This window comes from Paraburkholderia sp. FW306-2-2C-D06C (genome assembly GCF_058781505.1).
In genome coordinates, this window is the sequence record NZ_JBYSWU010000008.1 from 17,226 (window position 1) to 31,451 (window position 14,226).

The 14,226-nt window shown below is 59.1% G+C and carries 12 protein-coding genes; 6 read left to right on the forward strand and 6 right to left on the reverse strand.

Annotated elements, in window-relative coordinates:
- The first annotated feature begins 98 nt into the window (after positions 1-98).
- From AC3WLT_RS08080 to AC3WLT_RS08100, 5 genes are all read left to right on the forward strand, one after another.
- Positions 99-980 (forward strand): MBL fold metallo-hydrolase, encoded by an 882-nt coding sequence (locus AC3WLT_RS08080; protein ID WP_492591374.1) that lies wholly within the window; start codon positions 99-101, stop codon positions 978-980.
- A gap of 36 nt (positions 981-1,016) precedes the next feature.
- On the forward strand, positions 1,017-2,009 hold the full coding sequence (locus AC3WLT_RS08085) for an alpha/beta hydrolase (protein WP_492591375.1): 993 nt from the start codon (positions 1,017-1,019) through the stop codon (positions 2,007-2,009).
- Positions 2,010-2,141: 132 nt separating this feature from the next.
- Positions 2,142-2,870: an SDR family oxidoreductase gene (locus AC3WLT_RS08090; protein ID WP_492591376.1), complete on the forward strand. Its 729-nt coding sequence runs from the start codon at positions 2,142-2,144 to the stop codon at positions 2,868-2,870.
- Positions 2,871-2,990: 120 nt separating this feature from the next.
- A complete protein-coding gene (locus tag AC3WLT_RS08095; RefSeq protein ID WP_492591516.1) occupies positions 2,991-4,238 on the forward strand; it encodes an Nramp family divalent metal transporter in 1,248 nt (415 codons plus the stop codon).
- A 400-nt stretch (positions 4,239-4,638) separates the two neighbouring features.
- Entirely contained in the window at positions 4,639-5,679 is a 1,041-nt protein-coding gene (locus AC3WLT_RS08100) for a porin (protein WP_492591377.1), read from the forward strand.
- 19 nt (positions 5,680-5,698) lie between these two features.
- Here AC3WLT_RS08100 and AC3WLT_RS08105 read toward each other — a convergent pair whose 3' ends face one another.
- The 6 genes from AC3WLT_RS08105 to AC3WLT_RS08130 form a co-directional block, all read right to left on the reverse strand.
- Positions 5,699-6,862 (reverse strand): LysR family transcriptional regulator, encoded by a 1,164-nt coding sequence (locus AC3WLT_RS08105; protein WP_492591378.1) that lies wholly within the window; start codon positions 6,860-6,862, stop codon positions 5,699-5,701.
- A gap of 574 nt (positions 6,863-7,436) precedes the next feature.
- On the reverse strand, positions 7,437-8,375 hold the full coding sequence (locus AC3WLT_RS08110) for an electron transfer flavoprotein subunit alpha/FixB family protein (RefSeq protein ID WP_492591379.1): 939 nt from the start codon (positions 8,373-8,375) through the stop codon (positions 7,437-7,439).
- 22 nt (positions 8,376-8,397) lie between these two features.
- Positions 8,398-9,147 carry an electron transfer flavoprotein subunit beta/FixA family protein gene (locus AC3WLT_RS08115; protein WP_492591380.1) on the reverse strand — a complete coding sequence of 250 codons (750 nt, stop codon included), beginning with the start codon at positions 9,145-9,147 and terminating at the stop codon, positions 8,398-8,400.
- A gap of 13 nt (positions 9,148-9,160) precedes the next feature.
- Positions 9,161-10,309: an acyl-CoA dehydrogenase family protein gene (locus AC3WLT_RS08120; RefSeq protein WP_492591381.1), complete on the reverse strand. Its 1,149-nt coding sequence runs from the start codon at positions 10,307-10,309 to the stop codon at positions 9,161-9,163.
- Between the two features lie 24 nt (positions 10,310-10,333).
- Complete coding sequence (locus AC3WLT_RS08125; RefSeq protein ID WP_492591382.1) at positions 10,334-11,899, reverse strand: acyl CoA:acetate/3-ketoacid CoA transferase; 1,566 nt, start codon at positions 11,897-11,899, stop codon at positions 10,334-10,336.
- Positions 11,896-12,666, reverse strand: a complete 771-nt coding sequence (locus AC3WLT_RS08130; RefSeq protein ID WP_492591383.1) for an enoyl-CoA hydratase/isomerase family protein — start codon at positions 12,664-12,666, stop codon at positions 11,896-11,898. Before AC3WLT_RS08130 ends, AC3WLT_RS08125 begins: the two co-directional genes overlap by 4 nt.
- A gap of 189 nt (positions 12,667-12,855) precedes the next feature.
- Here AC3WLT_RS08130 and AC3WLT_RS08135 point away from each other — a divergent pair, with 189 nt between their 5' ends.
- Entirely contained in the window at positions 12,856-14,226 is a 1,371-nt protein-coding gene (locus AC3WLT_RS08135; RefSeq protein WP_492591384.1) for an FAD-dependent oxidoreductase, read from the forward strand.

Genomic DNA, 14,226 nt, shown 5'->3' on the forward strand with positions numbered 1-14,226 from the left:
CAGGGAATAGTGTTTTCGGCCGTCCCCTGTTTTTCCCGCGGGCTGTCCGCGTCACTATGGCGCCATCGCATCGTTCGAAAGACAGGATGGACCAAGTCATGACACAGACACTAAGTTATCAGATCGGCAACGCAACCGTCACCCGTGTGACCGAGCTCACGCTTGGCGAAGTGCCGCCCTCATTCGTTTATCCGGCCTGGAATGACGATGTGGCGAACGAGCACGGCGGGTGGCTGATCCCGGGCAACATGACCGCCGACCGCCAACACCTGATCCAGAGCATCCACACGTGGGTGGTCAAGACGGACCGCCACACGATCCTGATCGACACGGCGTCCGGCAACGACAAGGAGCGACCGCTCAATCCGATCTTTCACCGGCTGCAAACGCCTTACCTCGCGCGCCTTCGCGAAGCGGGTGTCGACCCAGAAGACGTCGACTTCGTGCTCCTCACGCATTTGCATGTCGACCACGTGGGCTGGAATACGGTCCTGAAGGACGGCCAGTGGGTGCCGACCTTTCCCAACGCGAAGTATGTGTTCTCGAAGGCCGAACACGAGTTCTACTCAAACCCGGATAACGTTCAGGAGCCCAGCGCCGGGGTCTTCGAAGACAGCGTCAAGCCGGTCGTGGACGCAGGCCTGGCGATCATGATCGACGCGGACGGCAGCGAATTCATCGACGGTCTCGCGTTTCACAAAACCCAGGGACACAGCTTCGATCATCTGTCGATCAGCCTGTCTTCCGGCGGCCACGAAGCGCTGTTCGGCGGAGACGTGATGCACCACCCGGTCCAGGTCGTGCGACCGCAATGGAACTCCGTGTTCTGCGAGTTCCAGGACGCGGCCCGCGAGTCCCGCAAGTGGGCGCTCGATTACGTCGCCGAGCGGCGCGCCATTTTCTTCAGCACCCATTTTGCCGAATCGTCGGCCGGCCTCGTCACGCGCAAAGGCGAACAGTTCTCGTGGCGTTACTGCTAAGGCCATCTCGATCAACCGAACTGACCGGACTTCAAAATGAAAGACACCAATCGCATCATCAAGGATGAGTTTCTGATCCCGAGCGATTCGCCGGACATCAAACTCCATATCATCAACAAACGCCTCGCCGACGTGAAGGAATTCGGCGAACGGCGCACGGTTCTGATGGTTCACGGCGCGACCTATTCGTCGGGCAGCCTGTACGACGTACCGCTTGGCGGATATTCGTTCATGGACTACCTGGCGCAACAGGGTTTCGATGTCTATGCCGTCGACGTCAGAGGCTATGGCGGCTCGACGCGCCCCGTGGAGATGGACCGCCCGCCAGCCGGGAACGCGCCGCTCGTGCGCACGGAGACAGGGGTGCGCGATTTCTCGAGCGCGGTGAGCTTCGTATTGCGTACCCGCAATCTGCACCGGCTCAACGTCATCGGCATGTCGTGGGGCGGCAGCGTCGCCGGCGCCTACGTGAGCCGCAACGCCGATAAAGTGACCAAGTTGGCACTCATCGCGCCGCAATGGCTGAGCAACAAACCCGTCCCGATCGACACAGGCGGGCAACTCGACGCCTATCGGCTCGTGCCCGTTGCCGACACGAAAGAGCGCTGGCTCAGCGCCGCGCCGGCGCACAAGCGGGCTGCGCTGTTGCCCGACGGCTGGTTCGAAGCGTGGTCGGCGGCGACGATCAGGACCGAGCCCGACGCGGCGCTGCGCGACAAGCAGTCGATCCGCGCCACCAATGGCGCGATCCTCGACATCCGCGAATTCTGGACAGCGGGCAAGCCGTTCTACGATCCCGCGGATATCGAAGTGCCGGCACTGCTCGTGCACGGCGAATGGGACCAGGACGTGCCGCTCGACCTCGCACGTGCGTATTTCGCCGAACTGCGCGGCGCACCGTACCGGCGCTGGGTCGAGATCGGCGAGGCAACGCATATGGCCGTCCTCGAGAAGAATCGCCGGCAGGTGTTCGATGCCATCGCCGGCTTCTTCGAAGAAACATTCGACGCGCCTTCTTCAGCCAGTTGATCGGATCGTGCCATGCGGCACGGTCGCCGCTCCGCATGGCAGAAGAAATCCGCTTATCGAGTTACGTGACGGCACATTCATCCGCAAAGCCCGGGACGTCTCGCGCACTTTTTCAACCAGGAGAACTTCAAAGTGGAAAAAACAATTGCTCTCATTACCGGCGCCAACAAGGGCATCGGTTTCGAAACCGCACGCCAGCTTGGCCGCGCAGGCATGCATGTGATCGTCGGCAGCCGCCGCGCACAAGCCGCCGCGGAAGCCGTCACGCAACTCGAGCGCGAAGGCATCAGCGCCGAAGCGCTCCAGCTCGACGTCACCGACGACGCGTCGATCGCCGCTGCTGTCGCCGCGGTCAGTAGCCGGCATCCCCATCTCGACGTGCTCGTGAACAACGCCGGCATCATGCTCGACGCGTTCGACAAGGCACCATCGGCACAGCCGCTGGACACGTGGCGCAAGACATTCAACACCAATCTTTTCGGCCTCGTTGCGGTCACCAACGCATTCCTTCCGCTCGTCAGAAAATCGGCGCGCGGACGGATCGTCAACGTGTCAAGCATCCTTGGATCGATGGCAGCCAACGTGGATCCCGCATCGACGTTCTACAACTTCAAGATCCCGGCGTACAACGTTTCGAAATCAGCGGTCAACGCGTGGACGGTGCACCTTGCGTATGAGTTGCGCGACACTGCGATCAAGGTCAACGCGGCCCATCCGGGGTTCGTCAAGACCGATCTTCATGGCGTCGACGCACCGTTGTCCGCCGAAGAAGGCGCGCGCACCAGCGTGCAACTGGCCACGCTCGCAGACGACGGCCCAACCGGCACGTTCTATCACGACGGCGAAGTGCAGCCGTGGTAAGTCTTGTGCGACATGCCGCTGCAAATTTTCAGACAGCGCATCGAACGTGACCCAGTCATGAACGAAATCACCACTCAGAACGGCTTGCCGCAGACACTCACCGAGCAGACCAGTTTCGGTATGAGCGAAACGCTCGCGGGTCGACGTCGCGGGCCACGAGCGATGCTGTCGTTTGCAGGGCCGGCAGTGGTCGCGTCGATTGCGTACATGGATCCCGGCAACTTCGCGACCAACATCCAGGCGGGTGCCGGCTACGGCTATACACTACTGTGGGTCGTGGGTCTCGCCAACCTGATCGCGATGTTGTTCCAGTCGCTGTCGGCCAAGCTTGGCCTCGTCACAGGCCGCAATCTCGCGGAGCTTTGCCGCGAATCGTTGCCACGTCGATGGGTGATCGCGATGTGGGTGATAAGCGAAATTGCCGCGATGGCGACCGACCTTGCCGAGTTCGTTGGTGGGGCGGTCGGCTTATCGCTACTGCTGCATCTGTCGATGATGGCGGGCATGCTAATTACCGCTACCGTGACGTATGCGCTACTGCAGCTCGAGAGAAAGGGTTTCCGCCCGCTTGAGCTTGTGATAACCGCCCTCGTCGGCGTGATCGGCCTGTCGTATCTGGCTGAACTGTTGATCGCTCCAGTTCAGTGGCCCGAGGTCTTTCGCCATACCTTTACGCCACGCATGGCAGACGGTAACGCATTGACGATATCGGTTGGCATCATCGGCGCAACAGTGATGCCGCATGCCCTGTTCCTGCACTCGGGCCTGACGCAGAATCGCGTGAAGCCGCGCAACGACCGCGAACGCTCGAAGCTGCTCGCGTTCTCAAACATTGAGGTCGTAGTTGCGCTCGGGGTGGCGGGATTGGTCAACATGGCGATGGTGATCATGGCATCCAGCGCATTCCATCAGACGCACCCGGAGATTGCGAGCATCGAAACTGCCTGGCACACGCTGACGCCACTGCTCGGCGGCGCTGCGGCTGGCCTGTTCCTCGCGTCGCTGATCGCCTCCGGTATGTCGAGTTCGGTGGTCGGCACGATGGCCGGCCAGATGATCATGCAAGGCTTCGTCGGCTTTCGCATCCCAGTGTGGACTCGGCGGCTCGTCACGATGATTCCGGCCTTCGCCGTAGTGGCGTGGGGAGTCGATGCCACCCGTGCGCTCGTGCTGAGCCAGGTCGTGCTGAGCGTCGCGTTGCCGATACCGATGATCGCGCTGGTGTGGTTCACTTCGAGCGGTAAACTGATGGGCCGCCACCGGAACAGCCGTCTGACGACCATCTCGGCAGTGACGAGCGCCATCGCCGTGCTGGCGCTGAACCTGGTGTTATTGCTCCAGATTGCGGGCATTTCCGTCTCCCCGTGAGACCGGCGCACCGGTGGAAAGCTTCTTCCACGCGCAAACGCAAACCAACCCTTCATACGCTCTGTCAGGTGCTGTGAACATGGTCGATGGCATGCGGCCAGCGCCTCCGCCTCAACGAGGGCGCTAAACAACTTTATTTTGAAGTCTTCCAAACCAGCAACGATCCGCCATCGTGCTCGGCCGCATCCCATGCCCCATACAACACATTGTGAACCGTTGAGGTCGGAGGCCGGCTCGCGAGATCTCACACTCCATCAATCGCGTCGATGCTCAGATTATTGGCCTCGATTGGATCTCCCACGCATAACCCTTAGGATTACCAATATGCAAGTCAATCAAGCACGTCAAATCGTGTTGATATTACCTCTTCAATTGAGTTGTTCGCTATGGAGGTTGTGTGATGCGAAGATTATTCGCAGGCTTAACGTTGTCGGTTGGATCGGTTTGCGCTTGGGCTCAGTCATCGGTATCCGTCTACGGGATCATGGACTCCGGACTCTACTATCAGAGTAAATCCAGCAAAGCCAGTGGCAGCAGTTTTAGCGCGCTCGATGGTGCATGGGCGCCGTCGGTCTGGGGGTTAAGGGGAACGGAGGACCTCGGTGGCGGGTACAGCACAGAGTTTAAACTTGGCAGCGGCTTTTCAACGACAAACGGCGGCTTTGGCAATTCGAATGGCAATCTGTTTGGATGGAACTCGTACGTTGGCGTGAATGGTCCCCTCGGTCAGATACATGCCGGGGTCCAGTTCTCCCCGTTTTTCATGTCCCTCGTCAACGCCGACGCGCGCGGCGGGCCTCAATATGCCAGCCATGTCTCCGTCTATTTTGACCATTTCGGCGGAACAGGATTGTTCGATAGCAATTCGGTTATCTACACGTCGCCGACCATCGGTGGATTGAGCGGATCGGTGGAGTATGCGTTCGGAAACGTCGCTGGAAGTGTCGCGACTGGGCGCCATGTAAGCGCCGCGCTCAATTTCAGCCGCGGGCCTGTCAGTGCAACTCTGGCGTATTTTCAGGCAAACAATCCGAACACATCCGACACGGCATTCATCGGGGAAAACGCCGGAGTTGGCTACGCGATTGGGCCACTAACGTTTCATCTTTCCTACACCAAATATAGAAACCAGCAACTGACCGCCTGCAACGACGTAAATGTTTACGCGGGTGGCCTTCAATGGACCGCTTCACCATTCCTGGTATTCAATGCGGCGGTGTATGTCAACCATGACGTGCGCGACGCGGCAAACGAATCGATCCTGGTCGGCGCTGGCGCACAATACCTGCTCTCGAAGCGCACCACGCTATACACGCAATTGGGTGTAGTCAATAACCGGGGTGCCATGCGTACTTCGATCGCATCGAACGCCCCAGCGTCATTCCTTCCTGGTCAGGGCACAACGACCGGTGTAACTCTCGGCATACAACATCTTTTCTAAGCAGACGTACCTGCTGAAACTAAACTGGGACGGGAGCCTCAACTTCCGTCCTGACGAGGCTCGAAAGCATCTCCCGAATCTGCGCACGCAGCCAGTCAAGGGCGCCTTCGCCCACAGACTTGGCGTGCCAGACGGCCCACGTGGGAAATTTCCCCATCGGCAATGGAACCGGAGCTATCGAAAGGCGGAACTGCTTTGCGTACTTCATGGCCAGGCGGGTCGGCAAGGTACACAGCACCGGTGCAACGCTAGCCATCGCGAGAACTGCAAGATAGTTCGGCGCAGTACATTTAACATTGAGCCTGACGCCGAGGTGCGCTAGGGAGTCTTCGAAACATCCATGGAGCTTGGTGTCGAAGGATGCCAGAACGTGGGGCAGTTCAAGATACGTACCCTCGCTGATAGGGGGCGTCAGGCCAAGCAGGTCGCTGTTGAAGCAACACGAGACAGTCTCATCGAACAACAGCTCTTTGCGGTGCCATGAATCGAACTCGCTGAAACAGCCAATTGCGAGATCGACTTCACCGCTATTCAGTAAGCGACGCGCTTGCGAGCGCTCGGCAACGCCTTGCGTAAGAATGCGAAGGTCAGGTGCAATGCTCTCAAGATGCGCCAACAACGAAGGCAACAGCAGCACCTCGAGTTCGCCAGTGAGCGCGAGACGAAATGTCCGACTCGACGTGGATGGGTCAAAAAGTTCAAAGGACCCCAAAGTTGTCTGCGCTTGCCGGAGGATATCGCTGACGCGTGCGGCCATGGCTGCAGCACGCGCCGTTGGCTCCATTGCCTGTCCGACGCGAACAAAGAGTTCGTCACCAAGCAGCATGCGCAGGGTTGCAAGCGAATGGCTCATCGCTGGTTGCTGCACGCGCAGACGCGCCGCCGCGCGCGTCACGCTTCGCTCCTGAATCAGTGCATCAAACGCTACGAGGAGGTTCAGGTCAAACGTTCGAAGATTGAAATGATCGATGGGCGCCACGATTGATCCCATTTGATTGCCGACAACGAAGTTTGGCCGGTCCGGTTTGCGGTAGGCCAATACGGCCACTACTTTGAAAGCGGTCTCAACATAGCCCGCCAGATTTCGATAGGCAATTGGGTCGACTGTGGAGAACGCTCGCCCCCTCAGACGGCCTCGCCAAACTGTGAAATCGGCAAACGGCCATCTGCAAAGGAGTTTCAAGGCGCCAGTCGTCGGCCTGCCTCCATTGTTGCGGGGATGGAAGAGTGTTTTCGTCCAGAGACGATGTGGCGCGGCTTTGTCATATTGCCTCGACGGCCGGCTAAAGATGACGTGGTGCTGGGCGTGTTCAGTCGCCGCATCGTCGGATGAGGCGATGGACGGCCGTCTGCGCTCGATGCGTGGCGTGATTCACAATTCCGTCCAGGGCTGCCAAGGCGGATTCAACGCCGGCTTGACACCGGCATCGCGAACACGCGGACCGACTGGCAAACTAAATATCCCGAGGCAGACGTCGCGGCGGTCGTGGAACCCGTCGGCCAGCCTTGGCCGCTTCGGACTTGGCTTTTGCTGTGCGGATTGCCTGATCAAAGTCGCTATCCGTGGACAGGTGTTGATGGTCTACGGATACGAGCCAGCAAGCGCCGGCACGGCACCACCGGATGCGTGAATCTTGCACAAGCAGTGAAAACCAGCGCCAAAGTTCCCCATCCTCGGCGTTGGCCCGCGCCTTTGCTTCACACCGGATTGCTGCCATTGTCCGTAACGCTCCACCCTAGCTCCGCTCCGCTTGCCCTTAGGAGTCTAACGCTCGGACTAGTTCGGGGACGTGCATGAACAGGTCGCCCACCAAACCGTAATCGGCGACGCTGAAAATCGGCGCTTCCGGGTCCTTGTTGATCGCCACGATCACCTTCGAGTCCTTCATCCCGGCCAGATGCTGGATCGCCCCCGAGATGCCGACTGCCACGTACAGTTGCGGCGCGACGATCTTGCCGGTCTGGCCCACCTGATAGTCGTTCGGCACGAAGCCCGCGTCGACGGCTGCGCGCGAGGCGCCCAGTGCTGCGTTCAGCTTGTCCGCCAGCGGTTCGAGTACCTTCGTGTAGTTCTCGCCGCTCCCCAAACCGCGACCACCCGAGACGATGATCTTCGCCGACGTCAATTCCGGACGGTCCAGCTTCGTCACTTCACGGCTGACGAACGACGAGGTGCCGCTGTCCGCTGCCGCTTCGATCTTCTCGACTGATGCGCTGCCGCCTTCGGCTGCCACTGCATCGAAACCGGTCGTGCGGACCGTGATGACCTTGATGGGGTCAGTCGATTGCACGGTGGCGATGGCGTTGCCAGCGTAGATCGGACGCTCGAACGTGTCGGCGCTATCCACTGCGGTGATGTCGCTGATCTGCGCGACGTCGAGCTTCGCTGCGATACGCGGCGTGGTGTTCTTGCCGTAAGCGGTGGCTGGCGCGAGGATGTGCGAAAAGTCCTTCGCGATGTTCAGCACCGTTGCTTCGACGTTTTCCGCGAGGCCCGCTTCGAGTTGCGGCGCGTCGGCCAGCAGCACTTTGCTAACGCCGGCAATCTTTGCCGCTGCATCCGCTGCGGCCTGTGCGTTGTGACCTGCGACCAGCACGTGAATATCGCCGCCGATCTTCTGCGCCGCTGCAATCGTGTTCAGCGTCGCGGCCTTGATCGACGCGTTGTCGTGTTCCGCTATTACCAGATTCGTCATTTGTTCCGTCTCCGCGTTTTACTTAAAGCACCTTGGCTTCGGTCTTCAGCTTCTCGACCAGCGTCTTCACGTCCGGCACCTTTACACCGGCGGAGCGCTTCGGCGGCTCGGCGACTTTCAGCGTCTTCAGGCGCGGCGTGACGTCCACACCCAGGTCTTCCGGCTTGATCGTTTCCAGCGGCTTTTTCTTCGCCTTCATGATGTTGGGCAGCGTCACATAGCGCGGCTCGTTCAGGCGCAGGTCGGTCGTAACCACTGCGGGCAAGGTCAGCGACAGCGTTTCCGCACCGCCGTCCACTTCGCGCGACACGGTTGCCTTGCCGTCAGCGACGACAACCTTCGAAGCAAATGTTGCTTGCGGCAGATTAGCCAAAGCAGCCAGCATCTGGCCGGTCTGGTTCGAATCGTCGTCGATCGCCTGCTTGCCGAGGATGATCAGCTGCGGCTGTTCCCTGTCGACCAGCGCCTTCAGCAGCTTGGCCACCGCCAGCGGCTGCAGCTCTTCGCCCGACTCGATCAGGATCGCGCGGTCCGCGCCGATCGCCAGCGCGGTGCGCAGCGTTTCCTGCGCCTGCGTCACACCCGCCGACACGGCGATCACTTCGGTCGCCACGCCCGCTTCCTTCAGACGCACGGCTTCTTCAACCGCGATTTCGTCGAACGGGTTCATCGACATCTTCACGTTCGCAATGTCGACGCCCGTACTGTCCGACTTCACCCGGACCTTCACGTTGTAGTCGACTACTCTTTTTACACCAACCAAGATTTTCATTTGGGATCTCCAGTCAAGCGTCTGATGAGAGTTCGCGAGCGATGATGAGTCGCTGAACTTCGCTTGTGCCCTCTACGATCTGGAGAACCTTCGCCTCGCCCAGCAGCCCCGAGACCTCGTAGTCCTCAAATACACCGTAACCACCATGCACCTGGAGTGCAATCGCCGCCGCTTCAGACGCGAGTTCGGTTGCGAAGAGTTTCGTCATCGAAGTCTCCGTACGAAATGCACGGCCCGCGTCCGTAAGCATTGCGGCATTTCGGATCATCAAGTCTGCCGCGTGTGCCTTGGTCATGACATCGGCGAGAGGAAAAGTCAGGCCTTGATTTTCAAAGATGGGCTTGCCACCAACGCGTCGGCCATTTCCGTAGGACCGTGCGAGGTCAAGACATTTCTTCGTGACACCCAAGCCTGCGGCTCCCACCAGAATTCGCCCGATACTGAGGGTAGTCAGAATCTGCTTCAGTCCATCGCCGCGATTGCCGACCATGTAACTCTTCGGAACCCTGCAGTTGTCAAAGTAGAGCTCGACCGAGTTCGCGATTCGCCAACCAACTTTCGATGCCGCCTTGCCGACCGAAAACCCAGGTGTACCGACGGGGACGATGAACGTTGACAGTCCTTTGGCACCTTTGTCAGGATCGGTCACCGCGATCACGGTGGAAAGCCCATGCATCGGCGTGCCGGCATTCGTCGAAAAAATCTTGGAACCATTGAGAACGAAGAAGTCCCCATCCTCTTCAGCCCGCGTCTTGATGCTTGCGACGTCCGACCCGCCCATCGGTTCGGTAACCCCGAACGACGCGATCATTTCGCCAGCGCAAAGTGGCGCGAGCCACTGCTGCTTAATTTCCGGGGTGCCGTACCGCGAGATGACCGTCATCGGCGCGCTATTGCAAAGATAGATGGCTGCGAAGCCAGGCTCCACTCTTGCGAGCTGTTCGGTGACAAGTGCCGCTCCCTGCACTCCAAAACCACCGCCTCCATACTCGGGATCGTAGGCAGTACCCATAAATCCGAGCTGAGCAAACTGCTTGACCAGATCGGTCGGAAACTGGTGCCGCTCAACGAACTGTCTGACAGATGGCCGAAGCGCTCGCTCCGCAAAATCGGTCACGCTTTCGAGCAGCATTTTTTCGTCTGCGTTCAGATCCATCAACATGAGGTCACCTTGCATTAAATTAGATCAAGCACTGAAAAGAGTCGCGTCCATAACCTTCAGGTCTTGCGCCACCGCTTTTGGCGCAAAGTCCATCTGGCCGAGCACATCGCGCTCAAGGTCCACGCCGGGCGCGATTTCCTGAAGCACCAGGCCATCGCCGTCGACACGGAAGACCGCACGTTCGGTTATCAGCAACGCCGATTGACCACGCTTCTGTACGCCATCTAGTAATGGGTAGGTGATCTGCTCGACGCGCTTCACGAACTTGCGGGACTTACCTTCCCGTTCGATTACCAACCTGTTGCCCTCTGTAGACACTTTCAGACCACCTGTCGTGAACGTGCCAGTGAAGATGAGCCGCCGCGTGTTGGCGGCGATGTCGATAAAGCCACCGGCACCCGGATTAAACGATGCGAACTTGCTGACGTTCACGTGTCCACCCTCGTCGAACTGCGCAAACGCGAGCGCAGCAAAGTCACAGTTTCCTCCGTCAATGAAGTCGAACTGGTATGCGCCATCGAGCAGTGCCTGAGGGAACATGTTTGCGGAGAACTGCCATCCGCTCATCACGACACCACCGAAAACCCCATGCTCCGTGATATGCGGATAGCGCCATATGCCATCGCCGTCGAACTGCCCCGCTTCAGCCATCACTAGAGGAATGTCAGAGGACGCTCCGAAGCCGAAGATGGTGACTTCACCCTCGCGCACCTCCGCAGCGGCTCGCCGGGCAATGATGCGGTCGGCACCGCCTGGACTGGGAGGTAGAGCGCTCGCCGCGTAGTCTCCACCCAGATAACGTTCGTCGAAGGGAACGTCGGTGGTCATCATCGCCTCAGAATCGACTGTCACGTAGTCGACGAGCGGCGAGGGAATGCGCATCTGGTGAGCCTGCAGTTGCCCCCGCGGCACAATCTTCCGGACTTGCGCAACCACTTTGCCACCGGACCCCTTGGCTGCCAGCGCCAAAGCAATCGCCGATGACTGCAGTGGTTCATCGTCGAACGAGAGGTTTCCGTTCTCGTCGGCGGCACTCGCCCGGATAAGGGCAACGTTGATGTCCCAGGAGGGATAGAACAGATATTCCTCGCCGTCAAACTCACGGACCTGCACGAGTTGCTCGCGCGTCGCGGCGTTCAAACGCCCGCCTTCCTGCCGAGGATCGATATAGCTTCCCAGGCCCACCTTCGTCAGGTATCCGGGGCTACGACGGGCGACTTCCCGGAGCCAATGCATCGAAGCTCCGATCGGCCACGCGTATGCCTCGACTTCGTTAGACTGGATCAGACGCATCAGCGCCGGTCGTTGCCCGGTTACGGGATTGACAGGGTTGATGTAGTTGCCGCAGACGATACGCTTCATAAGACCAGGGACCGCTACGTGGTCCATACCGCGAATGCCTTGCGCGTCTCCTGTTCCAACCGGGAAATAGAACGTCAGGTTGCCCGGTCCAGTTTGGTCTCGATAGGCCTTTGCGATTTGCTTAAGCAGGCTGTCGGGAGTCAGCCAGCCAATAACACCTGTGCTAGCGACTACATCGCCATCGCGAATGCAACGAAGGGCTTCAGCGGCCGAACAAACCTTGCTCATTTCGCCCCCCCTTTCCGCTTGCGCTCGAAAGTCTGCTGCGCAGCCGGTTCGCGACAATTCTCGAGAAACAATCGATTAGCTTCGAAATCAATCGCCTCTGCGTCCTTCAGCATCTGGCCCGAGAAGAAGCGCTTTGTCGCCGAGACTGCGGGCGCGGGCAAAGCAGCGAGCTTCTGTGCAGTCGAAAGCGCGAAAGCCTCGACGTCGTTATCGTCGACAGCATAGTCGACCAAGCCGATTTTCTCCGCTTCGACGCCACTCAGTTCTTCAAGGCAGTAGCAAAGCTTGCGCGCCTGAACATTGCCCACTCGTTCAATCAGCGGCTTCAGGCCCCACGGTGTAAGCCAACCGAGCGGCACTTCAGGCATGCTCCACCGCGACATTTGTCCTGCAACGACGATGTCGCAGCATGCGGCCAGTGTAAAACCACCGCCGATCGCAAAACCCGAAACCGCGGCGACGACCGGCTTTGAGATGAATCCAATCAGTCGACCCACGTCGCCGCACGCCTGCTCGAACCGCCCCATCTCTTCAAGCGTGAGGTTTGAGATGAACGCGAGGTCGCTGCCCGCACTGAACCCCCCTGACTGCCCTTTCAGAACCAATGCCTTGACCTCGGGATTGCGATCCGCATCCCAAAGCGACTCGCGCAGCGCATCGACCAAAGCTTGATCCATCGAGTTTCGGCGAGCAAACCGATCGATGGTGAGCACCAGAACCCCGCCTTCCATATGCACGCCCAACACGCGCGTCCCTTCATTTGACATCTTCACGCTCCTTCGCCAAAACCGTTCGTAAATCGCCAGCCAGGTTGTAATATATTACTAATGTACACCACAGTCATCGGTGTTAACCCATATACGCAGGGATTTTCGCTGGAAAACTCTGCGCTGCATGTGGTACGGTTGCGCTAGATAATTCTTGTAATATATTGCAAATGTTTTAGGAGACCGACAATGGCATCTGATCGATACTTCCCGTCATGGGAGACGATTCACCACACTGTGTCCTTCGGAGATGTGCCCGTACTTGCGGAGGTTGACGTATGCGTCGTAGGTGGTGGCGCGGCCGGTGTGGCTGCCGCGACTACTGCAGCCGAAGCTGGTCACTCCGTGATGCTGATCGAACGCTACGGCTTCTGCGGCGGGGCAGCCGTTGCTGGTATGTCCGGCACCATTTGCGGAATGTATCTCGCTAGCGACAAGATCCGTACGCCGGAGCAGGTTGTGTTTGGCTTCACTGAGCGCTTTCGTAAGCGTTTGAGCCAGCGCGGCGGACTCACCGCTCCTCAGATCTACGGCAAGACATGGACTGTCACCCATGATCCGCTCGTGTGGCGCGAATCGGCCGATCAGTTCCTGAATGAGGCCGGGGTCCGCATCCTGTACCACACCGTCGTAACCGGCGTGCTCATCGACCAAGGGGCTTATCGGGGTCTGCTGGTCGAATCGTCCGCTGGCCGTAGTCAGATCCACGCGAAAGTCGTGGTCGACGCATCGGGCGACGCGTCTGTCGTTGCTCGGGCGGCCGGCAGCTACACATTCGGGGACAACGGCAAGATTCAGAATCCGACGATGTTCTTCCGCCTGGGCAACGTTGACACAAAGCGGTTTGCCGAGGCTTGGGGAGCTGATACGATTTGCTCACCAGAAGTCAGCGAACGCATCCGCGATGGAAACACACAGGGGCGGTACACGTTGCCGCGCGAAAAAATCTGGGTGTTCCCGACTCCCCGTCAGAACGAACTGCTCGTAAACGCCACGCGACTTCAGGCAAAAGACGGGAGGATGCTGAACGTCATCGACCCCGAAGACTTCACACAGGCAGAAGTTCTCGGCCGTCAGCAGGTCCGGGAATATGCGAAGTTTTTTGCAGAAAACGTCGTAGGGTGCGAGGACAGCTACGTGATTGATACTGGAGTTGAGGCCGGTATCCGACAAACGCGCTCCATCGTTGGTGTGGAAACGCTGCGCAATACAGATGTGCTTGACTGCCGCAAGCGTCCCGATGGAATCTGCCGCGTACCTTGGCCCATCGAACTCCACGTCGGCGAGCGTCCCAAACTTCACTGGTTGCTTGACGACTATTATGAGGTGCCGTTTCAGGCGATGGTTCCTGCGGTAGGCGAGAACATTTTGGTTGCAGGTCGCTGTCTGAGCGCGGAGCATGAAGCCCTTGCCTCGGCTCGGGTCACAGCGCAGTGCTTTGAGTACGGGCAAGCCGCAGGCCTTGCCGCCGCGCATTCAATTGAAAACCGACTGCAGGTTCGCGATATTTCAGGCGAGACCGTGCGCGACCTCATGCGATCGCACGGAAGCGCTCTTTAG

Coding starts and splice junctions, on each gene's coding strand:
- AC3WLT_RS08130 (WP_492591383.1), bottom strand. CDS start 12,666: ATGTCAAATGAAGGGACGCGCGTGTTGGGCGTGCATATGGAAGGCGGG.
- AC3WLT_RS08100 (WP_492591377.1), top strand. CDS start 4,639: ATGCGAAGATTATTCGCAGGCTTAACGTTGTCGGTTGGATCGGTTTGC.
- AC3WLT_RS08125 (WP_492591382.1), bottom strand. CDS start 11,899: ATGAGCAAGGTTTGTTCGGCCGCTGAAGCCCTTCGTTGCATTCGCGAT.
- AC3WLT_RS08115 (WP_492591380.1), bottom strand. CDS start 9,147: ATGAAAATCTTGGTTGGTGTAAAAAGAGTAGTCGACTACAACGTGAAG.
- AC3WLT_RS08120 (WP_492591381.1), bottom strand. CDS start 10,309: ATGTTGATGGATCTGAACGCAGACGAAAAAATGCTGCTCGAAAGCGTG.
- AC3WLT_RS08095 (WP_492591516.1), top strand. CDS start 2,991: ATGAGCGAAACGCTCGCGGGTCGACGTCGCGGGCCACGAGCGATGCTG.
- AC3WLT_RS08110 (WP_492591379.1), bottom strand. CDS start 8,375: ATGACGAATCTGGTAATAGCGGAACACGACAACGCGTCGATCAAGGCC.
- AC3WLT_RS08085 (WP_492591375.1), top strand. CDS start 1,017: ATGAAAGACACCAATCGCATCATCAAGGATGAGTTTCTGATCCCGAGC.
- AC3WLT_RS08080 (WP_492591374.1), top strand. CDS start 99: ATGACACAGACACTAAGTTATCAGATCGGCAACGCAACCGTCACCCGT.
- AC3WLT_RS08135 (WP_492591384.1), top strand. CDS start 12,856: ATGGCATCTGATCGATACTTCCCGTCATGGGAGACGATTCACCACACT.